This window comes from Pseudomonas sp. FSL W5-0203 (genome assembly GCF_001896155.1).
Taxonomy (GTDB): Bacteria; Pseudomonadota; Gammaproteobacteria; order Pseudomonadales; family Pseudomonadaceae; genus Aquipseudomonas; species Aquipseudomonas paracarnis.
In genome coordinates this window covers 101,092-124,456 of record NZ_MPOR01000016.1, presented here as the reverse complement: position 1 = coordinate 124,456, position 23,365 = coordinate 101,092, and the positions used below count along the sequence as shown (strand labels likewise).

The 23,365-nt window shown below is 52.0% G+C and carries 12 protein-coding genes and 3 pseudogenes; 9 read left to right on the top strand and 6 right to left on the bottom strand.

The annotated features are described in order from the left end of the window. Positions 1–69: 69 nt before the first annotated feature. Entirely contained in the window at positions 70–939 is an 870-nt protein-coding gene (locus tag BOP96_RS16170) for an ABC-three component system protein (RefSeq protein ID WP_175562991.1), read from the bottom strand. 73 nt (positions 940–1,012) lie between these two features. After that, positions 1,013–2,065 (bottom strand): ComEC/Rec2 family competence protein, encoded by a 1,053-nt coding sequence (locus BOP96_RS16165; protein ID WP_073453333.1) that lies wholly within the window; start codon positions 2,063–2,065, stop codon positions 1,013–1,015. Positions 2,066–2,459: 394 nt separating this feature from the next. On the opposite strand from BOP96_RS16165, the gene BOP96_RS29690 reads away from it, so the two are divergent. The 4 genes and pseudogenes from BOP96_RS29690 (at position 2,460) to BOP96_RS16145 (ending at position 11,275) form a co-directional block, all read left to right on the top strand. Beyond that, positions 2,460–6,278: a hypothetical protein gene (locus BOP96_RS29690; RefSeq protein ID WP_073453331.1), complete on the top strand. Its 3,819-nt coding sequence runs from the start codon at positions 2,460–2,462 to the stop codon at positions 6,276–6,278. 317 nt (positions 6,279–6,595) lie between these two features. After that, positions 6,596–10,408 (top strand): hypothetical protein, encoded by a 3,813-nt coding sequence (locus tag BOP96_RS16155; RefSeq protein ID WP_073453329.1) that lies wholly within the window; start codon positions 6,596–6,598, stop codon positions 10,406–10,408. Positions 10,409–10,745: 337 nt separating this feature from the next. Continuing rightward, positions 10,746–10,892, top strand: a pseudogene (locus tag BOP96_RS16150) (IS481 family transposase); the annotation flags it as partial. Beyond that, complete coding sequence (locus BOP96_RS16145) at positions 10,868–11,275, top strand: GNAT family N-acetyltransferase (protein ID WP_073453325.1); 408 nt, start codon at positions 10,868–10,870, stop codon at positions 11,273–11,275. The pseudogene BOP96_RS16150 and the gene BOP96_RS16145, both read left to right, overlap by 25 nt. Positions 11,276–11,525: 250 nt before the next feature. Here BOP96_RS16145 and BOP96_RS16140 read toward each other — a convergent pair whose 3' ends face one another. The 3 genes from BOP96_RS16140 to BOP96_RS16130 form a co-directional block, all read right to left on the bottom strand. Continuing rightward, positions 11,526–14,102, bottom strand: a complete 2,577-nt coding sequence (locus BOP96_RS16140) for an AAA family ATPase (protein ID WP_073453323.1) — start codon at positions 14,100–14,102, stop codon at positions 11,526–11,528. A 184-nt stretch (positions 14,103–14,286) separates the two neighbouring features. After that, positions 14,287–14,565, bottom strand: a complete 279-nt coding sequence (locus tag BOP96_RS30890; RefSeq protein ID WP_175562989.1) for a hypothetical protein — start codon at positions 14,563–14,565, stop codon at positions 14,287–14,289. Positions 14,566–14,663: 98 nt separating this feature from the next. Beyond that, entirely contained in the window at positions 14,664–16,013 is a 1,350-nt protein-coding gene (locus BOP96_RS16130) for a hypothetical protein (protein WP_138726224.1), read from the bottom strand. Positions 16,014–16,402: 389 nt separating this feature from the next. Between BOP96_RS16130 and BOP96_RS16125 the strand changes: the two genes are divergently transcribed. Together BOP96_RS16125 and BOP96_RS16120 are read left to right on the top strand one after the other, a co-directional pair. After that, positions 16,403–18,199, top strand: coding sequence for a DUF262 domain-containing protein (locus BOP96_RS16125; protein WP_073453319.1), 1,797 nt, complete (start codon positions 16,403–16,405; stop codon positions 18,197–18,199). Next, entirely contained in the window at positions 18,196–20,601 is a 2,406-nt protein-coding gene (locus BOP96_RS16120; protein ID WP_073453317.1) for a DUF262 domain-containing protein, read from the top strand. The genes BOP96_RS16125 and BOP96_RS16120 overlap by 4 nt, the downstream gene beginning before the upstream one ends. Positions 20,602–20,882: 281 nt before the next feature. On the opposite strand, the pseudogene BOP96_RS29685 reads toward BOP96_RS16120, so the two are convergent. Then, positions 20,883–21,038: pseudogene (locus BOP96_RS29685) on the bottom strand (IS5/IS1182 family transposase); the annotation flags it as partial. 346 nt (positions 21,039–21,384) lie between these two features. Here BOP96_RS29685 and BOP96_RS30555 point away from each other — a divergent pair. The 3 genes and pseudogenes from BOP96_RS30555 to BOP96_RS30550 all read left to right on the top strand — a co-directional run. Further along, a pseudogene (locus BOP96_RS30555) lies at positions 21,385–21,622 on the top strand (integrase); the annotation flags it as partial. A gap of 613 nt (positions 21,623–22,235) precedes the next feature. Next, on the top strand, positions 22,236–22,964 hold the full coding sequence (locus tag BOP96_RS16105) for an AraC family transcriptional regulator (RefSeq protein ID WP_073453315.1): 729 nt from the start codon (positions 22,236–22,238) through the stop codon (positions 22,962–22,964). Between the two features lie 230 nt (positions 22,965–23,194). After that, positions 23,195–23,356 (top strand): hypothetical protein, encoded by a 162-nt coding sequence (locus BOP96_RS30550; protein WP_238346848.1) that lies wholly within the window; start codon positions 23,195–23,197, stop codon positions 23,354–23,356. Positions 23,357–23,365: the final 9 nt, after the last annotated feature.

Genomic DNA, 23,365 nt, shown 5'->3' with positions numbered 1-23,365 from the left:
AGCTCTTCAACGCTGAGTTCGGTATAAGACATAGGGGCAGCACCGTACCGGAAAGGTCAGGTGTTGCACTCAGTTTTTGCCGCCGCCCTTCTTATCAATCCTGCTAATATAGCCGTTATCTGCACTTCCAGCACCGTCCATGAGTGCGGATATCACGACAAACTCTAAATAAGCGACCCACAACTCCCGGGCTTCCAGCACGCTGGACTCCCCCGCATCGAGCAATAACTGGACATCATAGCGCTTCATGATTTCGTAAGGCGGCGGCATTCCGCTCTCGATTAACAAATCTGCGAAATCAAGCAGTGCGGACTTCAGATGCTGAACGTTACTGGGATCATACACATTGAACGCGAAAATCCGATCCCGTATTCTCGAAAAGCACTCCATGTGTGGCGGAATCATTGGCGCACTTGAATGAAGGGTGAGGAGTTCGGTGTATCGAGCGAGGCCATGACAATCGACGCGACCATACTGGTGATCCAGACAACTGGCCTCCATCTCGAATTCCACACCCACCAGATACGGATAATCGTTATCTATATGGTATACACCACCTCCAGACATCCCTTGAATGATGTCCTTACTCGGAATACCCGCCAATTCCAGGGTTATAAGGTCGTTGACTACGCTGGCCGCGTGGCCAGTACGGTGCTTGATTGGCGTTGCACTCGCCCTTTCCGCTTTTGGGAGGCCCACAAAAGTAAGGTTGGCCTGCGGTGGCAAGTGAGCGGCATTCCAAGATTTCTGAGATAGGCCCGCCTGATGCGTAATTTTCAATATTGCGCAATCCAAGGGTTCCTGCTGCCCCACCTTGGGGAAAACCAAGACGCCCAGTACATCAATGGAGTTCTGATTATGGTCAACTACCACGTTACAGGCAGTGTCTTCAAAAACGGCGTGCCTGGCCGTGAGCACGTAGGAAAATTCCTGAGTCATGGCATTCACCAGAACGCCGCTTCCGCCATTAACCGTTACACAGTATGACTGCATAACTTCCGAAACTGTCTTATTAGAATCTGATTTCATCATCGAGCACTTTTAGACGAGAGGAATATTCCTCAACTTCATGAGCTAGTAGCAGGGGAGCGACCACATGACCGTAGTTAAAACACACTTTACCCTGCGTAGACTTGATAATTCTGGCTATCGTCCTTTTGTTCGGAAGCCCATGCCTAGACCCATCAGTGGACACAATATAAATCGGCGAATCCAGCACCCCCAACAAATCGCTACTGGTATTATATTGACTTCCATGATGCGACAATTTAACAAGATCCAATTGGAGCTTGTTGGTTTTGCTGTGATCACAAGCCCGTAAGCTTTCGTACACTACGCCATCGTGTGCGTCGCCCAGAAAAAGCATGCGTTTGCCATCAGCTTCGAGTATGAATGCTATAGAGCTGCCGTTGTAAATAGAGGCATCAGACTGGAACTTATCGTCAGACCAGATATCTTGAAGCGCTAAATGATAGTCAGTGTTGTGCGCCGAGGTCTTTCCTGAATCGATTTCCGGCGGCCATACATGCAACAATTTCTCAAGTTGCTCTCGACCAGGCGACAAGACCTTGAGCGTGAAGGGACCGGCTTGATGAATCTGCCCTGCCATTACAAGCGGAGCTCGAACGCAGCCAATCTTATCAAGCAATTCCTCCAGGTCTTTTCCTTGCTTTACCGATGTTTGCGGATCGTCATCAAGCAGCTCAATATTATTTTCGGGTATTTCGGGCACATTAAAATGACGTGTAATCAATCGAGAAGAATTAAACCAGATGGATTTGACCATATCACCTAGATACCCTGGTTTCTCAAAGGCTTTAATGAGTCCATTGATATGGTCGTCATCAATGTGGGTGAGAATGGCTAGATCGACATGTTGCCCTTTGACTTTCAAGTCATCGAGGATATCGCACAGCTCGCCGGCGTAAAGCTGCCGTGGCCCATGCCTGAAGGTCGTAGACGTTCCTCCATCTATCAGCAGATTGAACACCCCGTCAGGCCCCTCATGGCTGACGAAAATGCAGTCTCCATACCTCGCTTTGAGAACGCGGACGATGATAGCCATCAGGACTCCCTGTCGGTGCCTGGCCCTGCCAAGCTGTCAAGATGCCAGTAGCATAGGCCCTACGCGGAAGACTTCCAAGGGAAGCGTCCAAGCCAATTTCTGGCGTCGGACAACCGACGGGGTCCACGCCCCTCATTTCGGCAAAGTCTGCCATTGCGAGTGGGCACTGGGCGTCATGGCTTGCCCCACTGCCTAGTTGGCCATCTTCGTGGACATTCGGTGTGAGACTGGCTCCGCATCAGCAGATCTAGGTGTTCAGGCAGCGTTTGTTGAATACAAACCATCATTGCCAACGCTCGAAAATCTTTAGTCGAAGACTGGACATTTCCATCCTGTGCCGAAAAACTGACGCGCCTATAATCATGCCGCCCCCTCACTGCAGTCCGAGATAGCGATGTTATTTTACGAATTGGAAAAAGAAGACATTTCTAAGCTGACCGACAGCGATCTTCGAGAAATGATAGCTCGCCTTTGCATAGCCGAGCTATCTCAACAAGGCATTGGGTCAAAATGCGTATTGTGGGGTGGTGCCCAAGAGGCAGCTGACGGCGGATTGGATGTCATAATAAAAAATGCCTATGGCATTAGGGAGTTTGGCTTTGTACCACGCCCTAATACTGGAATTCAGGTAAAAAAGCAGTCTATGGGGCGAGCGGCCTGTCTTAAGGAAATGCTAGACAAAAGCCGAAAAGTGAAGTTGCCGATTCAGGAGCTGGCCAGCACTCAAGGGGCATACATAATTATAAGTGGTAAAGATGATTGCACCCCCATAATGCAGTCTAAGCGTACATCAGGGATGAGAGAAGCTATATCCGGGCTAGAAAATAGCGACGATCTGTATATTGATTTTTACGGACGAGACCAATTACTGACTTGGCTTAGGAAACATTTTAGTGTCTCCTTATGGGTCCGCTCTCGCTTGGGGAAACCATTGAGCGGGTGGAAGCACTTTGGTAGATGGGCGCAAACTCCTCATGAGTACCTGGACACTTTCCTTGCAGACGATCATCCTTGTGTCACAATTGCCAATTCGAGCAGCAGAGATCCTGTAAGCATTCTAGAAACCATTAATTTTCTGCGAGCCAGGTTAAGAGAGCCTGGTAGTTCCACAAGGATTACAGGACTGTCCGGCGTCGGAAAAACCAGACTGGCACAAGCATTATTTGAAGAGGCTGTAGGTGAGGAAGCTCTTTCGCCTTCTGATGTTATTTATGCAGATCTGGGAGAAGACCTTTCCCCTTCACCCACTGAGTTTCTAAATTATCTAGCCTCAAACAATGAAACGGGCATTGTTGTCCTTGATAACTGCCCTTCAGAATTACACGGCCGTTTAAAAAGACAGATCTATCAATCTGGCGCACGCATTAGCTTCCTAACAATAGAGTACGATATTAGCGACGACACACCAGAAGAGACAGAGGTGGTTCACATCGAACCGGCTAGTGAGGAGACCGTATCAAAGTTAGTCAGCATTAGGTTTCCGGAACTATTAGATATAAATATCAGGAAAATCTCGGAGTTTGCCGGCGGAAATGCTCGAGTCGCACTAGCCCTTGCGGCCAGAGTTGAACCTGACGAGACATTGACAAAATTCTCCGATGAAGGACTATTTAAGCGGATTTTTGAACAAAGAAAAGGAGAAAAAACTGATTTTCTTAATGAGGCTTCAGCGCTGTCATTGGTCTATTCATTTAGTGTAGAACGTTCGATTGACCAGGATGAAATTAGCGCACTCGCAAAGATTAGCGAAACTACACGTGCGAAGCTACATGTCGCACATGCTGAATTATTAAGAAGACAATTGTGTCAGAAGCGAGGACATTGGCGAGCTATCTTACCTCACGCATTGTCTAATCGCCTTGCCAAAAGAGCTCTAGAAAACATAGATTTTGCCGAGCTCAATGGTGAGCTTTTTATTCCAAAAAACATAAGACTGTTTAAGTCTTGCGCGCATAGAATAGGGTATCTGCACGACAGTGATTTGGCGAGGCAGTTGGCTGAAACATGGGTTCGGCCCGATGCGCCACTTCACAATTTATCTGAATACAGTGACGATCACATGCTCATCTTAGAGTACATCGCTCCTGTTTTTCCAGAACACATCCTCACAACCCTGGAGGGCGCTTCCCACAATAACAGACTACCTAAACAGTACCATAAACATATTGAACGAATCATGGATGTGCTCTGCAAAATAGCTTTCGACGATGAACACTATGAGAGATCGCTAAATCTTATCCTTAGGATGAAGGAAGTATATTCTTTATCCGGAAACGAATCGTGCTTTAATAGGGTAAAGGATTTATTTTCATTGTACTTATCTGGAACAAATGCCGCTCCTAGCCGAAGGCAGCGTTACCTAGCAAACTTGCTCAATTCGCCCAACACAGGGATTCAGGAGCTTGCCGGGCAATGTTTCCGATCGGCCTTACGGACTGGATCTTGGTCCTCGACAAACAGCTTTCATTTTGGAGCAAGAATTAGGAGTTACGGCTGGGAACCCAAAACTCGGCAGGAGATTACCTCTTGGTATGACGGTTTTTTATTGGTGCTTATCTCCAACTACAAATCTGCTGACGCATCACTTAGAGGCTTGATTCGAGACATATTGTCTTCAGGATTCACTGCGCTTTGGATGTCAATTAGCAAGCATCAAATGTTAGAGGAATTAGTTACTTCTGAATGCGAACTTGACGACTGGAGTGAGGTGTGGCGCTCAATGAAATTTACGCTGGATCAGCATGGCAAGAGTCTTAGCCCTGAGATGCTTGCTCGACTTGAACACTTAGAGCGCATATCTTCGCCACCTAGTCTGCATGCGGATATTGAAACCTATGTATTCACTCCATTTTGGACGCGCGCCCTCCAGGAGGGTATGAGCTATGCCGACGCTGAAGACTTGGCCCTAAGCCAAATTGTTAATCTTGGTGTTCGGGCTGCAAATGATTATTTATTGCTAAGGACACTTGGGCCAAGATTGATGTCGAGTAACGTTGGAGCCATACATAATTTTGGCATAGGCCTCGCCAAAGGCGCGGCGGATGTGCTGAAAATGTTTGATTTTCTAGTCGAAGTCTTCAATGCCTGCAAAAGCAACACTCGTTGCATCAAGATTTTTTGCGGCTTCATGAATCAGGTTGGCATGTCTGATCCTAAAGCTTTTCGTTCGATTCAGGAATCAGTACCTAAGTTGTCTGGCCTAGCAGAGCACACCTTAGAAATTTTATTTTCAAGACCTCTGGAGCCCTGGGGAATTGATCTTCTGATTGGTTATGCAGAGGAAGCGGCTTTCCCCGCGGCTGAGTTTAGAATTCTGGCGTACGGAAATCACAATGCGCAACTTTCAGATAGGGAGCTAGCCGAGCTTATTAAAAAAATCATGACACAAAGAAATGGGACCTATGTGGCGCTCGATATATTATCTATGCGAATGTTTGCTATGCCACGGTCGCGTGACAATGCAATTCTCATGGAGGTTGCTCGGCTAGCTATTTTTAATTTTCTATCCAGCCTGGAGGATTACGAAACCATTACGACTCCTAGTGCATTTGACATCGTGTTAAAGGCTTGCATCAACGAGCACTCAAACCAAAAGTACTTGGCGAAATTATTGCCACCTATCGCAAGAAACGTAAAAGCGGGGCGGACGTATAGTCACGACATATCCGAAATTATATGCGCAGTGATAAAATCAGGCCCTGCATTGTTTCTTGACTACTTTTACAATCAAGAGTCTGCCTCCCCCAAACTACTATCAAGACTTCTCAGGCATGCAGGATGCAGCCATCGAGTCACCTTAAATTTAATTGAACCGGACCACCTTATCCATTGGTGCGCGCTAGACCCCAACAAAATAAAGTATTTGGCGAACCTTATTGACATTTACATACCTATTGACCAGTCAGACGATCCTCTAGCTGCGCCGCGATCTACCGTTTTAAGTCAACATTCATTGCAACTGCTCGCAGCCAGCGCTGATAAGATAGGCATACTTGATATTTTTATAGGGAAAATGACGCCTTCTGTTTGGTCTTCTCTCGCTGATATCCTTGAGGTGCGGTTGAGTGCGTTAGCCGCCCTGATGGAGCATTCAGAAATTATCGTACGCGAATATGTAAAAGGGCAGATACCGTTAATTGAAGAAGACATTTACCATCGACGTGAGCAAGAGCGCTCCATCCATAAGCTTATGGATCAAAAATTTGAAAACTAATGGCCCGTTCAATTCGCCCCCTTGACCGTTTGGGTATACTGAAAGCTAGACAAGACCGCCGTGTTCCAAGTCAAAAATCGCCAATCGCGATAATCTGCGGCCCCGCCGCGACTGGGGGCAAATTTGGGAGCATAGCTTCAATTTTAAGCTCTGAAACCCTCGACCTAGAGCCCTATCAAAATGTTTTTTGGCTTGCCAGAGAGTCTGGAGGCGTTCGCCAAATAGGCGCCAAGAGTAGCCACGAAATGCGATAAGCCCGTTGACGTCTTCACTACATAAGCTCTGAATAGCCATCTCTCAAGGAAAGGACTCTGGACGTGGAATTTGCCAATCTTGCTGACATCAATCGCGCCGTCTTCGTAGTAGACGGGCCAGAGCAGATTCCACGCAACCTTCGGCTGAGCGACCTGGCCATTTTCCCTCGAGTCGTCATCCTCGGTGAGCCCGGGATCGGCAAGACCCATGCACTAAAAAAACTGGCAATCGATGCCAAGTCATCGGTTGTCGAGGTACTCGACTTTACCGTCTCTTCCACAGCCGCCGAGGTGTTTCTGGATGCCTTGGATGAGTACATGGCCTATGAGAAGAGCCTCCTCGAACTTTCCACACTGTTGAGAACCGTTAGCCGCTGGCGTATATCCTGTCGCACGGAGTCATGGAGCCCGGCCTTCGTCAGCAAGGCGCTTCGCACACCAGCCAAAGATAAGATTCTCGTCGTAAAGCTGCTGCCGCTCGATGTGTTCGAGCAAATAACGCTACTTGAGCACTATCGTTGCCTGGAGCCGCTTGAATTTTTACGTCATGCCGATCAGGCAGGCGTCTCTACGCTCACCAAGAGCCCACTCAGCCTTTACCTGTTGCATAAAATCGTCACCGCGACCGGTGCCTGGCCAAGGTCGAAACGTGAGTTGTTTCACTCAGCCATCAAACAACTTGGCAGCGAACATAACGACTTCCACCAGGAAACCAAGCGCTTTTCTGTAGATGAGTGCTTGTCGAAAGCATCAAGATTGCTGCTGCTGATGTTGGTCACAGGCCACGGCACGGTCAGCCGCTTCGAGTCGTCGAATTCCGAGGAGCATGCCAAGCGATCCATCACACTCAGCCAGTGCGGGTTGTCCAAGGAAGAACTGGACGGGGTGTTGGGCACCGCATTGTTTCAGGGTGACGGCAAGCATTTCACACCTACCCACCGGGTCGTCGCGGAGTATTTGGGGGGGCATGCCCTCGCCCTGGCGGTCAAAGGCAGCGGCGATCATTATCGCTGCCCGTTGAGTCGCGCTACCGGCCTGATCATAGATGACGATGGCAAAAGCCCGAATGACTTGCGTGGCCTTTATGCTTGGTTTGCCGTCCATCTGGCCGAGATCGGGCTGCATGCCCAAGCGCTGGAGCTGGTTCGCGCAGATCCTGAGGCCATACTTCTATATGGCGATGCGGCCGTATTCAACACCCATACCCGGGGGCTATTGATTCAGGCACTGGGCGAACAAGACCCGCTTTTCGCGAAACTCCCTGATGTGTCGGTATCAGGACTGGTGGGGCCGGATATCGAGCCTTACATATTGCAAAAGTTACAGGCCCCCTCCTCCTCTGCGCACACACTTTATGTCTTGTTGTTGGCCATCCCCCGAAGCGAACCACTTCCTTCGTTGTCCGCAGAGTGCAAGCGGATTGTGCTGGACTGGCAATATAACTCGCGTCTTCGATGCCTCGCAGTCGATGCCTGGGGGCATTGCGCGCGCGCGACAGTCGAGGAGTATCGAGGGATCTTTAACGCGCTTGAGCTCAGTCCTCGTCTCGGTTGCCAGGAGGTCAGGGTTCAGTTATTGGCCGCTCTCAGTAGCAAACAGGTAAGGACTGCCGATATCGACTCAATCCTTGCCATCCTGCATACCTTCGTTGAGCAAGACGCTACCGTGCAGCGCGTACTCGATTCGTTAGCCTCTGTGCTGGTCCAGCAGGGGCTCGCGACGCGGATATTTAACGATCGCTATTGCTCACCCGCGCCCGATAAAGTGAACCGCCTGTTTATCGAGTCGTTAGGCACGCTTTTGCTGAAAGATCCGGCGGCGACGCTTGATTTCGTGATGCAGATAGTCACGCTGATCGATGTCTCCCGTAACGCCCGAAACGAACAGGTCTTTACCCACGCGTTGAAACACTGGTTCATGAAGTCCAAGGACCGCGAAGAAGCGCTTTTCGAGCACTGCGTACTCGGCTTTAGAGACAATTACGATATTTCAGAGCGCCTGCGATTGCTCGACGTCACGGCCACACCGCAGAGATTGAACTGGGTGCTGGAAAACAAAGGAGATGACGCGCAAGGCGGGTTCAAGAATGCAGCGATACTTTGTATGCAACTGGTGATCGGTTCGAATGACAAGAACCTGGTCCGCCATGTGGAAACGCTACTCTCGCCCCGCAAAGCGGAAGTAGAAGGCATCTTTGAAAATTTGGCGATCGCCCGCGCTGACGATGACTTCGCGGATGACGCGTTTCGTTTTCCATATCCGTCCTTTGGCGTTCCGATAACAGAGACTATGCAGAAACAGTGGGACGAATTCCAAGATGCCTACGCGTGTGCATTTCGGTATTGCATGAGCGCGTCGGAACAGGACAGTGAATGTAACGCGATACTGCTGAAGCTAGTCTCTCGCGTTCCGCAACTCCCCATTGACACATTAATTCACACGGCTGCTGTGCTGATGCATGCCGAGCAGACCGGACCGGTAGACCTGCCGGTAATGCCTCTGTCGACCTACGCCCATGCGATCGAGGGCTCGGTGGCGGTCCTAGAGGAGGAGCGGCGCGGGCGCGCAATCCTGCGTTGCCTCGATCAATTGTTCATCGCTGGCGATGCAGGTGCAGCCCTGTTGGATCAGCTTGTGAACAGTTCTGATAGTGCTGCCAACTTCGTCTTCGACAGCATGGCCAAGCAAGATCGTCCATCTACCTCGATGACGGAAACGATTCGCCGTCACGCCCTCTCCTGCCCTCACCTGCGCCCCTACGCCTTGGTACCGCTGCTGCGTGCCATGGCCAGACATCTGCTTCAGGAAGAGTGTGTCGAGATCACTGAAACACACCTTTCATCCCCAGGCATGGGACCCACTGCCACATTTCTCTGGGCATGCTTCGGTATGCTAGCCGCGCCGGGACGATTCCACGCCCTTATCGTCTCCAGCATGGGAGCGACAGACAGGGAAGCTCTCGTTGAGTGCGTGACACGAGCGGATCTTTTCCGGGGCTTTTTCAGCGCTGCCCAGCAGGTGGAAGTATCGTTGGTCAAATGCCTAATCGAGGGGCTGGGCCGCCATCCCCAGCACCACCCTGCGGCCATGGATGAAGGAAGCTCCGTAGTCTCCGCGCTCATCGCCGATCTGGGTATCCCTTGCAACGAGACTGCGCTCGAGGCACTGCATGAACTGTGTGCAGTGGAATCTCTGAAGGCGTGGTGGCCTCTGCTTCAACATGAAACTGCAAACAGTCAGCGCGGCATGCGAGCGATGCAGTACAAGCACGTTGACGTTCAATCCGTCCACGATGTGCTGGGCGGCCGTGGCCCCAGCAGTGTGAGAGATCTCCAGGCGCTGCTGGTCGAGTTACTGGTTCAACACAATGAGGAGATGGATTCGAGCGAGCACTCTACGTGGCAGCAATACTGGGACTACCCAAAGGATGAGGACACCAAGAAAAGAACGGGCTCACCTAAAATAGAAAATCATTGCAGGAATCACCTCAGCATTCGGCTCGATGACTGGCTAAAGGCATTCGGGAATTTCAAGACGACCAGCGAAGCGCAGTTGAACGCACAAGTCAGGGTGGATGTAATTGTTCGCGATGACAAAGGTCACGTTTTGCCAATCGAAGTAAAGCGTCATGACCATAAAGACCTGCGAACCGCACCGCTCGATCAACTCGAATTCTATTCCCGCACGAAAGGCGCGGAGGGTTATGCTATTTACTTGGTATATTGGTTCGGGAAAAACCTCAAGGCTTGCCCTGGGGAAAAAGCCAGCAGTGCTGCCGAGCTTTCAGGGCAGCTCAAGCAGATGGTGCTGAACCAGGGCCTCGACAAGATCGAGGTGGTCGTCATCGATGTCTCTAAGCGAGGCCGTGACGTATAGACCGTAATACGCGGCCCTGCAGGCAGGGACGGAATCCTCCCCCGCCTGCAACGCCGCCCTGCCGCACCATCGCCCGATCTCTGACCCCTCTAGTCCTGAAGGCTCCGCTGCGCAAGCTTATAGGGAAGCGAAGCCGTGAGAACTCGATAAATTCTTCCGTATTCGTAATCCCCGGCGTGAGTTATTCCAGGGGCAGACGAACTTTCCGCCCTCATCGTGCAACATCACACCACCGGCGTCCGGAAGGTAGAGTCATGGCCGGCACCTGCGCAGTGAGTGTCGCCAGGTAATACGGGTGATCGTGGACGGCCGCTCGGTCAAAGACAAATACGAGGATGCCGAAGAGAACGAGCGCACCACGATCAATGCCTTCCACTATCCCGACTTCGCTGCGCTGAAGGCACACGTACTGGCCTTCGTAATGGCTTACAATCCCGCCAGACACCTCAAGGCCTTGCGATGGCGCTCTCACTTCAAGGGGATCTGATAGCCCGGATATGTAAGGATGCTTTCATCCAAGATCAGTTAACGGAGATAGGCATAACGCCTGAAGCGATAAGTCAGGCAATTTCAGAGACTTCGTGCGCTTGGGTCGCGGAGGTCAATGGTGTTCCAGTCGGTTTTTCGATGGTCGATATTGAAGATGGTTGCGTATTCGCGGTCTTCGTCTTGCCGGAATTCGAAGGGTACGGGTTGGGGCGCAATCTGATGCACAAAGCAGAGTCTTTTCTATTTCAACGCCATCAGAAGATATGGTTAGAAACCGCTGAAGCAAGCCGTGCGAGCGGATTCTATGGAAACCTTGGCTGGCAGCCCGTGAAGAACCTACCGGAAGGTGACATTCGTTTTGAGAAGCAACTGAAGTAAAGCGAGAATAAAGGTATCGAGACGGTTAGATGGGCGCCCGGCCAATTGCGCAAGGTGTGTTTGGCGGACGCTTACTCTTTACTTCTCCTTTAGGGGCGTTCGAAATCATTAAGCCACGTCAACGGGGAGAGATTTCCCGCTCTGCTCACAGTACGGTCATGCTAATGCGGAGATGGCAGCACGCCATAGTACATTTAAACTCCTAGCGACAAACAGGTGCCTCCCATAGAAGGCACCTGACGCTGGCTAGCTAAGCCACAGCAGCACGGCGCTTGATTAGTTGGTCGCGCCATATCCCCAGCGCCTCTAAATCTTGGCGCAATTCGGGCTCTTCTGGTATTACGACTGGCATCTCACTGGACTGGCTGTGCTCGTAACAGCTGTACTTGGTCATGAAATCATCGAGCAGCTTGCAGTCTTCGAGCAGAATGCCCTGAATATCTCGGAGGCGGCCATCGGTTTGGATGCCCCGCCTATGCCTCAGCACTACCTTGTTGAGTAAGTCTTCTTCGATAGTGCGCTCTAGAAGCTTCCGAAACTCGCTGCAAATGGTCTGTGCCAGCCGCTGATAAGCTTCCGCACCATCGGACTCTCCTGCTTTCTTGGCGACGGCCAAGCGATTGAGCAACAGATTATTGGCTTTCTTGGTGGTCGCATTCCACACCTCCTGATCAGCTGGATGACCCGCAGCCCCCCCATAAGATTCGATCCGCATTGCTCGATAATGCTGCTTTTTCCAATCATCGCCGACCTTCTTGGCCAGCTCGTCCAGAACGCCGTACAGGGAGAGTCTGTGGGTCAAGATTATCACCTGGCGCGTCTTAGCCAGAGCGATCAAGCGGCAAGCGACTGCCCATTCAAAATCATGATCCAGGGAGGAAATCGGGTCATCAAAGATGAACGGAGCTGAACCTGGTCTCTCACATACGTCAGCGATGAAAGCCGCCAACGAGATAATCCGCCGCTCCCCTTCACTCAAAATGCCGTTTGGCTGGGATTTCGCATCCTGGGCACCCTTCAGTCGAATTTGGTGAAGGACAACCGCGTTGCGGGTACGGGCCTTTACGAGTTCGACCTGGATACGATGAGCCCCAAGCGCTTTGAGCTCTTGGTTGAATCGAGCTACGTAAGCATCGGTGACTACTGCTAACGTCACCTCGGCTGCTTTCGTGGAGATCGGTCGAGAATTAGTCAGTGCCTTCCAGTCCTCATACTCTTTGATCTTCTTGAGCCGCTCCACCTCAGCTCGCACTGCGGCGGCCTGTTGGGTGATCCATTTGCGCGCTTCCAGCGCAAGTTTCTCCTTCGTGGCATGCGCACGATCAAACTGCACCGCGTCGGCCTCGTACTGGGAGGCAGTCTGCGCCAGCTCCTCACCATATTCAGCGAGCGCCGTGATGTTTGTAGCTTGGGGTGCAACAGGTAGTACGGGTGCAGCAGCTTCATTATTGAGGAGAGCTTCACGGGTCAGCGCAGCGCTCTTCCAGAAGCCTTTCAGAAACTCTGGCCACTCCTGTGCGCCCAGTCCAGCAGCTTCGCATTGGGTCGCGATTTCCTCATCGCCAGGGATTCTGGGAAGCGCCTCTAACGCTTGGGTGTAAAGCCCCTCTGCTTTCCTGGCGTCGGCTTCGAGTTTGCCCTGAACGTTCTTTTCAAAATCCTCAAGCCTGCGTTGAGCCTGCTCATCCAAGGTCTGTTGGCAGAGAGGGCAGCGCGCCTGGGCATGAGTGACTGGGAAAGGGTGCTGCGGATATGGGGTGGACGAAAAAGCCCGGGCAGCCTCCCACATGGCTCGCCAGGTGGGAATTCCGACTCCATCCAATTCTGCCATGTTGACTTTGGCACTCTCGACGGCAGCCTGTCGCTTTTGCGCTGCGGCTTGCCTGAGGTCGCGCAGGGACTGGAAACAGGAGCCTGCATAGGCTCGATCAGCATCGGTCAACGCTGCAATGATCTTTTGCAGCTCGGCTTTCGTCCGTCGCTTGTGCACGGCCAATGCAGCCGGATCCTCAGCCTTCAGCCGTTCTGTGAGCGCGAGGAGCTGCTTTTCCTCATCCGCCTTCCACACCAAGGCTTCGTCCAACACGGCCGCGACGGCTGTCCCAATACTCAGGTAGAGGCGTTTACTTGGAGTACCGTCGTAAATGGCGGGCAATTGCGGCAGCGAGGTGACTAACCTTGACTGCTCTGCGGTCAAGGCATCGCGAACCTGTTCGACAACGCCAGCGAGCTTTTCAAAAAGGCTTACGATGGGCGGAATGTAAGTCGCGGCACTCTCTGCGGTCAGATAATGGCTAGCCTCGTCGCTGTCGAAGATATCTATGTCGCGAAGTGCTTCAATCGTAGGATGACCGACATGCCATTCATGAACCGTTTCCTGACCATTAAGCTGGGAGGTAATGTGGCATTTGCTAGTTGCCGGAGCAGCTTTGAACACGTTGGTTTTCAGCTCGCTGGCTCGCGGCTTGCCCGAGAGCTTTTTCAGGATCCGGGTATAGCTGGACTTCCCTGATCCGTTGTGACCATAGATGACGGAGAGGTTCTCAGATCCGAATTCCAATGGCATGCGAGGTGCCAAACTCTCGATTCCAGAAATCTCGCTAATCTTTACTAGTCGAAGCTCACGGTGCTCAGCATTGCCCTGACTGAGCTCCGCAAAAGCCCTGTGTTTCGAGGCCTTGCGTCCATCTGGCGTCTTGATCAGGGCAACTAAAGCCGCAATATCAGCGCCATCCAGCTGCCCTTTTTTCAAGAGTCGATCCACGGCTTCTTGCAACCAATCGTTTTGCTTATGAAGCCATGAACGAATATCCACCTGCGCCTGCATGCTCATCCACTCCTGGACAGTTGGTCATAGCAAAACGCTAGCAAAGGACCATGGACCTAGCCAGGTTCCACCGGACCGGACTTGTGAATATTTGTGTGAGCGGCTGACGGTTTTTGTAGACACTCAAGTTCTAAGTCTGAGCCTCCAAAGATTCTCCGATCGCATAGAACTGTCCACCGGCAATTTAATGAAGGCAACGCAGCTCTGACGGCGCGCGCTCAAAATGCCAATGGCCATCCCTGAAGACCCGCGTATCTGCCCAGGCCTGTTCGACTTCACCGATGAACAGATCATAGGGTTCTTCATTGTGCGACTTCTGGGATTCACAGACGACAATGGCGGGTTCAGGTTTGAATGCGATGACGCCGAGATGGATCAGGTCGTGCCTTGGACGGGTCTGCTGGGCCTGATCGAGCCGTTCTACCCCAAGCCCGGCGGCGGCAGATGCTACCGTGCGCAACATTGCTCGGTTGTATGGTCGGTATTACTGCCACGACATTCAAGAAGTACCTCTGACATCCTGGGGCTTTTGCCTCTCGAATCGCTCATTCAAAGGGACGCTCAACTCTGCGCTGTTAGGCTAACCGGGGATCTCGATATACAATCTTTACAATCGACAAATATGCAATTTTCTTTAACGCTCGCATGCACCGCACTGGAACCACAGACAGGACAACTAAAAACGGATGTAATTGTTGGAGTCCCGACCTTAGAAACAAACGAGAAATATTCATCCACTTTCTTGTACGAACCTCCGTCCAGAGCTCGCAGAACCAGATCGAAGACCACTTTGTTAAGCTCGGACCTAGGATCACCCGTAAGATACCGTTTTGATGCCAGATCCCAAGCCTCGCCCTCTGCCTTAATACCGTACTCCTGCATTCTTCCAGGTATTATGTTTGACGCCTGAGTCTTGCTAATGTTGGCATCCAAATAATAGTCATTGGCTCTACGGACAGCCAAATACGCAAAATAACACACCACAGCCAAACTATGGCTGAGCAGAAGAGTGCCAATAACATCCCTACCCTTCTTTTCAGCGGTGAATGGCAGAGAATAACGATCACATTGATAGTGAATCTGCCGTATGGCCTGCTCAGTCAGGATGCTCGTTGCCACCGTATTCAGCTGATGCGCGTCAAAGTCTACTGGCGGGAGTGAGAGGTCTTTACCAATTCTCCTCTGCACATCCTCTATGGAAGACCTTCGCGCGTCACCAAGCGTGACGTTTATGATCCACCTCACGCCTATGACACTTGCCGATTCGACGTTTTTGGAGTCGAACGCTGTAATAGGTGACTCGGGGTCAACAGCGATCATGCGACGCCTATAAAGCAGAACCAGAATTTCATTTTCGAGGCTTTCAGACGGAGCAAACCAAACGTCTCTCCTGCGTTCAGCGACAGATTTGACGATTGAGAGATTGAGGTCCGCTTGCGCATTCACCAATGCCAAGAGATAGACTTTCTCTTGAATATCCAACTGCTCATACGGAATAGCATCGCCAACACGGGGTTGCCAGTATTGACAAATTTTTTCACGAAGTAATCTTTCTCTTTCCGCTTGCTCTTGTGCTTGAGCTATCACACACGGACCACACGTACAGTGCCTCTGCCTGCCTCGAGAACGGACCACGTAGTACTTGTGATCGCACTCCTTGCAAAAACCTACTGTATCTCCCGACGCAATATCACCTTTGCTCTTTCTCCGCTCATACATTTGCAGATCACAATGAGGACAAGAAACACCACTCAATTGCATCGGCGGAAACACTTTGATCAAGCTGTTTGGAGAGACCTCAATCTTATATTCAGCAACAAGGTCTGAATTTCGCTCACCAGCTACATATCGCCGATACAGCTCCTCAACCTGTTCATCGGAAAGATGAGAAATCTCAGACTGACGTTCCATTTTGACACTCTGTAAGCAAGCTAAAAGCTATGAAGCTTAGCTCATCCAAGCTCAGTGCAAAACCGTCCCGCCCCCTCTCAACCGAGCAGCACTGACACAGAGGGAGAAAGCTTATGGCGTTAACCGAGATACCTGCTCGACATGGATACCTGATCTGATCTTTCCACTTGAGTAGGAACAGCCTCAATCCCCGCATCGGTGGTCAATGGGAAGCGACCAGATAGCTGGTCCCACTGGGGAATTGTAAACGCCTGAGATCCCGCCCCATGCAGTGCAACTGTATGAATATCGAACCTTCTGCTGCTTCCCCAGCATAGGACATGCATAATGATGGCAAACAGCCTCTACCGTTTTGCAGCACCGCGTTGTGCCGCCCCGAAAGGATTCGAATGAACCATTCCGATTTATGCCTGAAACCGATACATGAACTACTCGCCGACGAAGATGGCAAGCCGACACAATTCTGGATTCCTGCATACCAGCGAGGTTACCGTTGGAAGCCTCTGCAGGTTACCCAGTTACTAGAAGACATCCGCGAGTTCAGCCAGCGCCGCAACCCCCAGCCGGAAGAGTTTTATTGCCTGCAACCATTGGTGATCAAAGCCACGGAGCAAGGCCCATTCGAGGTGGTCGATGGTCAGCAACGGTTGACCACGCTTCTATTGATTCTGCGTCACTTCAATGAGCGACTGGCGGAAAAATACCGGCAGAAGCTGTTCACCCTCGACTACGAAACACGGCCGTACCTTTCGGCGTTCCTTGATAAGCCCAATGAGACCGACGCAAACACGAACGTCGATTACTTCTACCTGTTCAATGCCATCAGCACCATTGAGGTGTGGTTCAGCACTCGTGGTCACGAAGTCGACGAGATCAAGTCTGCGCTGCTGAACAAAACCCGGGTCATTTGGTTTGAACTAGCTGCTCAGGACAATGCCGTAGATGCCTTCACTCGCTTGAACGTGGGCAAGATTGCCCTGACAGATGACGAACTGATCCGCGCCCTTTTTCTCAAGCGTGTTGATGATAACGATCCAGATGCCGCTGGCCGGCAAATGAGGATCGCTCACGAATGGGATCAGTTGGAAAAAACCTTACAGGCGGATGATTTCTGGTACTTCCTTAGTAACCAGCAGAGCCAATCTCAGAATCGCATCGGCCTACTTTTCGAACTGGTAGCCAAGTCGGATGGCTTTGGCGATGGTACGGACCATGACGAGCACAGCATCTTTCATGCCTACAGCAAGAGGCTAAAGATATCCGGTGCTACATCGAAAGAATGGCTGCGCATCAAGCAAACTTTCATGATGCTTGAGGAATGGTTTGAAGACCGCACGCTATACCACATTGTCGGGTTTCTGATTTATCAGGGTATGGACGTCGCGCGCATCTGCGAACTGTCACTACAGACCACAAAAAGCGCATTCGAACGTAAGCTGCGCAAAGCTGTGTTTGCTCGCACCATCGGTGACGAAGACCTCGACATCCTGACGCCCGGATCGCTGAACACATGTATCAGCGAACGTCTTGGAGAGCTGGAGTACGGCCGTCATTCGTCGAGTATTCGCTCGCTGCTATTGTTATTCAACGTGGCGACCCTGCTGGACAGCCCACGCTCCAACTTGCGCTTCCAGTTCGACAGTTTCAAAAATGGCGAGTGGGACATCGAGCACGTACGCTCGATTGCCTCTAGTCGCCCTATACGTCCGCATGACCAATTGAACTGGCTAAATCTGTGTGCTGGCTACTTGGAAGCCCAGAATATCAGTGACCAAGTGGCGCAGACGAAGCAACTGCTGAACAGCATTCATGCCTTTATCAAGCAATCTAAGAAAGCCCACTCGGACGAAGCATTCGAGGTGTTGTACAAAAAGCTGTTGGCCTTCTTCCAAGAAAACGACGAAGCGCCGACCGACCAGGGTATTTCCAACTTGGCCCTGCTGGATAAAGGCACGAACCGTAGTTACAAGAACGCTGTGTTCGCCGTCAAGCGCAAAGCTCTGCTGGCCCTAGATCAATCAGGGATTTTTGTACCGCTGTGCACCCGCAATGTGTTCCTTAAGTGCTACAGCCCACAAGCTGACAATGTGATGTTCTGGAGTAAGGAAGACCGCGAAGCTTACCAGGCAGAAATCACCCAAGTCCTCGTACGCTTCTTTAGTACCCCCAAGGAGATTACCCAATGAGCGACTCCAGCAGTCAGATCACCCTGAAACAGCTGCTGAGCCGCCATCAGCGCATTCAGATCCCGATGGTCCAACGCGATTATGCTCAGGGCCGCCCGACAGCCGAGGATGTACGTGAAGAGTTTCTAGGCACGCTGAAGCAGGCATTTGCTCTGGTACCGAATGACAACACCCTACCCCTGAACCTGGACTTCATCTATGGGAGCGTAGAGAAAGACGGAGAGTCGATCCGCTTCTTGCCACTTGATGGCCAGCAGCGGCTGACCACACTGTTTCTATTGCACTGGTATCTGGCTTGGCGAGACGGCAGTAAGGACGAGTTTTGCCAGGCATTTTGCGAAGGCGAAGACTCACGTTTCTCCTACAAAGTACGCCCGAGCAGCGCCGAGTTTTTCGATGCGTTAGTGAAATTCTGGCCTGCGCACGATGCCGCTGACGGATCTTCATTGTCCAGCCTGATCACCAATCAGGCCTGGTTTTTCCGATATTGGCGCATGGACCTGACGATCCAGTCTTGCCTGACCATGCTCGACGCTATCCACCAGCACTTTGCCAACGTCAGAGGAGCCTACACACGCTTGATGGACGTACAGCAACCGGTGATCACCTTTCAGTTGCTTGATCTAGACCATTTCGGGCTATCCGATGATCTGTACATCAAGATGAACGCTCGGGGCAAACCGCTGACGGCTTTCGAGACATTCAAAGCCCGCTACGAGCACGAGCTCAAGAGCCAATTCGCCGAAGAGACCAGGGACATCGGCGACCAAACATTCACGGTCGCCGATTACTTTGCACGACGTATGGATACCCGCTGGGCCGACTTCTTTTGGGCGTATCGCGACAAGGAAACCCACCTTTACGACGATGCAATGATGAACTTCTTCCACGCCGTGGCGTTTATCTGCCGCGACCCGGAACCGTCGAGCTACCTCGAGGTAATTAGTACCTTCAGAAGCAAGCCACTGAAGTCAGCTTACCCCCTATACCACAAGGCTGGATGGCTGGAGCGCGACTTCTCCGCCACTCTTATGTTGCTTCTCGACACATGGAGCGCTCAGGAGAATCAGTTCACGCCATTATTGCCAGAAAACCCGTACTTCAATGAAGAAGTCCTTTTCCAGCAGTTGGTTAGTGACCCGGCAGCTTTAGCCTATACCGACCTCGTTCAGCTTTTCGCCTACGTCACCTTTATTCGAGCGGCAGGTGACAAGCTCGAACCACAGGCTCTTCTGGAGTGGATGCGGGTAGTTTTCAATCTGTCGGTCAATACGAGCTACGACCGCCCAGCAGACATGCAACGTAGCCTTCTGGCAGTCCGGGCACTGCTGCCCCATGCCGACGATATCCTTGGCTACTTTGCGAACGCCGAAAAACCAACAACCGGTTTCTCCCTGCAACAAATCAGCGAAGAGCAGTTCAAGGCTGAACTCTTGCTTGCCCATAGGGGCTGGCGCAAGCCGATCGAATGTGCGGAAAAACATGGCTACTTTAAAGGCCAGATCGAATTCCTACTGGAGTTCAGTGGTGCGGTCGCCAAACGACGTAACACTGAGCGGGCGCAGTGGAAACCAAGCGAACATCTCGCGCTTCAACAAATTTTTTCGAGCTACCTGAGCAAAGCGGAAAAGATGTTCAGTGCGCGCGGTCTGAACAGTCTGCCGGACTACCGCTGGGAGCGTGCCCTACTCTCATTGGGCGATTACTTGCTACGCAGCGGCTATAACTACTCGTTCTTGGTCAATTCCACGTCGGAGCAAGCTAGTTGGAAGCGGCTGTTACGTGGTGGCGCTGAAGAAAATGCGCAGGAAGCACGCGCGCTTTTGCAGTTGCTATTGGAACAAATTGATCTTGACGCGCCTCTTGAAGACCAACTGGATGAGGTGATTGCCAGTGCCGAAGGCCTCGAGCCCTGGCGCCAGATCATGGTGAATACACCAGCTGTGTTCCAATATTGCGGTGAGCATGCATTGCGCTGGGAGGACGATTGCATCTATCTGCTCAAGAAAAGCCGCATGAGCGGGATGCATGCCGAGTTGTTTAGCTATCACCTGTCTGTTGAGCTTGATGCAGAGCAATTCAAAAAAGGGCTTTTGCCGCTGCGGCAAATTAATTACCAGCCTGTCAGTGGCTCAGAATTCGAGCCTACTGTGTGCCTTGCCCTCACATTTCGTAGCTGCGACCTCTACTTCTGGATCTATTCAGACTCTGGACACTTCACGATTCAAGCTATTAGAAAACAGCTCAAGCCAATACCTGATCTGGAAAAACTGCTATCCGACACCCTAAAGTTTGACGTGCGAAAGGAAGACCTCAAACTAAATGTTTCACGAGAGCGCATTCACATCATGTTGCGGGCCATGGCCCGGGCGATCAAGGCTTTGGAAGCCCAGGATGGATGATACTTTATGAGGTAATGTCTGTTAATAGGTAGGAACTGATACTTCCGACATAGCCCAATGTCCACGGATGGGCATCGGTTAAGCGTCCGCATCCTGCCGAGGGAGACAGGTAGCTATCGGCCGATTCTGTTGAAAAAGTCGATTTTTCAGGAAGCGCGGCGCTGAGCTTGGCCTCATCAAAGAACCTACTCACCACTGTTAAGTGGCTTTTCGGTACTTCATTGACCGTTGCTACAGTGTCAGTGGGTTAATTTGAGGGTTTTTGTTGATTGCGGGCGTACCTATCCCGTGGTTAGTGGTCCTTGAGATGTCAGTTTGGCCAGCCGTCGGAGGTTCTGTACTGCGGCGGCCAGCGTGAACTCATCGGTCGCACCACTCATGCCACGCAGTCGCAAGCGATCCAATTTCAGGATGCGCTTGAGGTGGGCAAACAACAATTAAGGTTATCGACTTATCGATCAATCACGAATTTGCCAGATTCGGGCTGGTCATTCAGTATGCGGGGGCACACTGAATACCAGCCACAGCCACCGGGGTCCGCGTCAGAAATCTCCATTCGCGATCGCTCGCACACTCCGTGCGAATGGGGGCAAAACTGGGGGCACAATTCTATTTTTTCAGGCTGTAACTACTGCCCTAGAGCCTAGTCAAAATGTTTTTTGGGGACCCCGATAGCCTGTAATAGAATTCCACTAAATTCCATAAACCCGTTTTATAACAATAATTTATTGGTTATTTCAGTCCATCGTCGTCTGTCTAAATCCAACGATTGCGCAGTCAGTAGGCAAAGGCTGGGTGTTCGTCTCTCCGGTCTATCCGGGACGTCCCATAAACCCGACCTCTATGCTCAAGTCTTTTCAGCGCATCTGGCCGGAGTACAACATGACGGCCCATGGCTTTCGTGCCCTACAGGACCATTGCACACGAGCATTGGGGTATAGATCCTATCGTGCTTGAACTGTCTTTATCCCACCGAATGCCGGCTGCGCTCGGAGCAGTGTACGCACGGGCTCAATTGCTCTTGACGGTGTACTTGTTTATTACGGGGTTCAAACACGAAAAGAAGAACGGTGGATACCGGCTATACCCACCACCAGCCCCCACACGTCAGGGCAATGACCGCGCCTACTCCCAGCAGCCACCAGAACAGGGTGCGCTTACGCACTTGTGCACCCGCAGGTACGCATTCAGGAGGGCCCTCAGGGAGCGGTTCAATTGGCACAATCACCACGGGCAAGTTGTCTCGGTTGAAGGGCTCTATACCGGCAAGCCCCATGCAGCGAAAGCCAACGTGGAGGGAATCGTAATCAGCAGGTCGAAGCAGGCTCTGACAGCCCGTGAGGGTGAAGAAAAACAAAAGAAGGCAGGCCTGGTTTTAACATGGCGTCCGTGCGTCCTTGCGGTAAAAACAGGCATTATGCCGGCGATTGATCCCATGCCCAATTCGCAGCTCCCCCAGGTCAAAGCGTTTTTGCAGAGCAAAGGGGGCTCCTTTGGCGACCCGATAGCCTCTAAGCGTCGAAAGTCCGGCATGCGTGCGGCGTTATGCCGGTAACCCACGCTTGAATCCAGACCTGCACAGGCCTACCCTGCACGCGTCGAACAATCACCCAACACGTCAAGGAAGACTTCAAATGTGGGATGGCAGCGTTACTTTTGGCGACTCATGGGCCGGTTACATTGGCCGTGCGGATCAAAACACTGCTCACTCCCATGTCGCCATCCAACTGTGCATCGGCGTAGGCCAACCCGCCACCCTGGAGCTGCCGGGAAAGGTGATCCGTGCGGCAGGCGTGATCATCGGTCCCAACGTCGAACACCGTGCCGTGGCCGAAAGTCATCCGGTGGCATTTTTGTATGTCAGCCCGGACACGGCGTTGGGCCGTGCGCTCAATGCGTTGCTGCAAGACGATGGCATCGCCCTGGCCAGTGACGAACTGCTGGAGTGTTTTCGCCGTAGCACGTCCCTGTCGCACTTTGTCGACGCCCTCTCGCGGCTGCTGGCAATTACCCCGCCGATCGACCACAGGCTCTACAAAGCGCTGAATATTTTGCGCCTTGACCGCGACGGCCCTGGTTGCGTCAGTCGCGCAGCCCAAGCGGTGGGGTTGTCCAGCCCGCGCTTGCGCTGCGTCGCCACCCACCAGATGGGTGTTTCCCTCTCCCAATGGATCATCTGGAACAAATTGGAGCGCGCCTCCAAATCCCTCGCCTGTGGGTCGACGTTGTCGGACGCCGCTGCCGACGGCGGCTTCTCCGACCAGGCGCATCTGGCTCGCATGATGCGCCGCATGATTGGCATGACGCCGCGCACCGCCGCCGAGGTTTTGCGTAAGACAAGCGTTTCGTTCAAGACGCGCTGATATCAAAACGCCAATATCAATCGCATCTTATTCGCGACCACGTTAAGCGCTGAGCACCGGCTCCCAGAGCACCTCAGCGCCACCGAAAGTGAATAGAAGAGTGTTCGCCCGGGGCACCTGTGCCTGCGATTCGGCGAAACGCACCATGAATTCTTTCGATGAATCCGCAGGATGCGCCCTACATGTCAGCACAGCAAAAATTAACCGTCCTTCTCACTGGAGGCTCAGGGGTGCTCGGTGAGTCACTGATCGACTGCCTGGCAGAGGACTTTCACTTGGTCTGCCTGGCGCGCAAAAGCCGTATCCGCGATCCCCGAGTGGAAGTGCTCAAGGGTGATATTTGCAGCGCTGACCTGGGCCTGGCCAGCGACGTTTATGCGGCGCTGGTTTAGCGTGTCGAC

Bases quoted from the DNA above. Each gene is read 5' to 3' on its own strand.
- BOP96_RS16125 (WP_073453319.1), top strand. From the start codon at position 16,403: ATGAACCATTCCGATTTATGCCTGAAACCGATACATGAACTACTCGCC.
- BOP96_RS29690 (WP_073453331.1), top strand. From the start codon at position 2,460: ATGTTATTTTACGAATTGGAAAAAGAAGACATTTCTAAGCTGACCGAC.
- BOP96_RS16170 (WP_175562991.1), bottom strand. From the start codon at position 939: ATGACTCAGGAATTTTCCTACGTGCTCACGGCCAGGCACGCCGTTTTT.
- BOP96_RS16130 (WP_138726224.1), bottom strand. From the start codon at position 16,013: ATGGAACGTCAGTCTGAGATTTCTCATCTTTCCGATGAACAGGTTGAG.
- BOP96_RS16140 (WP_073453323.1), bottom strand. From the start codon at position 14,102: ATGCAGGCGCAGGTGGATATTCGTTCATGGCTTCATAAGCAAAACGAT.
- BOP96_RS16105 (WP_073453315.1), top strand. From the start codon at position 22,236: ATGTGGGATGGCAGCGTTACTTTTGGCGACTCATGGGCCGGTTACATT.
- BOP96_RS16145 (WP_073453325.1), top strand. From the start codon at position 10,868: ATGGCGCTCTCACTTCAAGGGGATCTGATAGCCCGGATATGTAAGGAT.
- BOP96_RS16120 (WP_073453317.1), top strand. From the start codon at position 18,196: ATGAGCGACTCCAGCAGTCAGATCACCCTGAAACAGCTGCTGAGCCGC.
- BOP96_RS16165 (WP_073453333.1), bottom strand. From the start codon at position 2,065: ATGGCTATCATCGTCCGCGTTCTCAAAGCGAGGTATGGAGACTGCATT.
- BOP96_RS30890 (WP_175562989.1), bottom strand. From the start codon at position 14,565: ATGTTGCGCACGGTAGCATCTGCCGCCGCCGGGCTTGGGGTAGAACGG.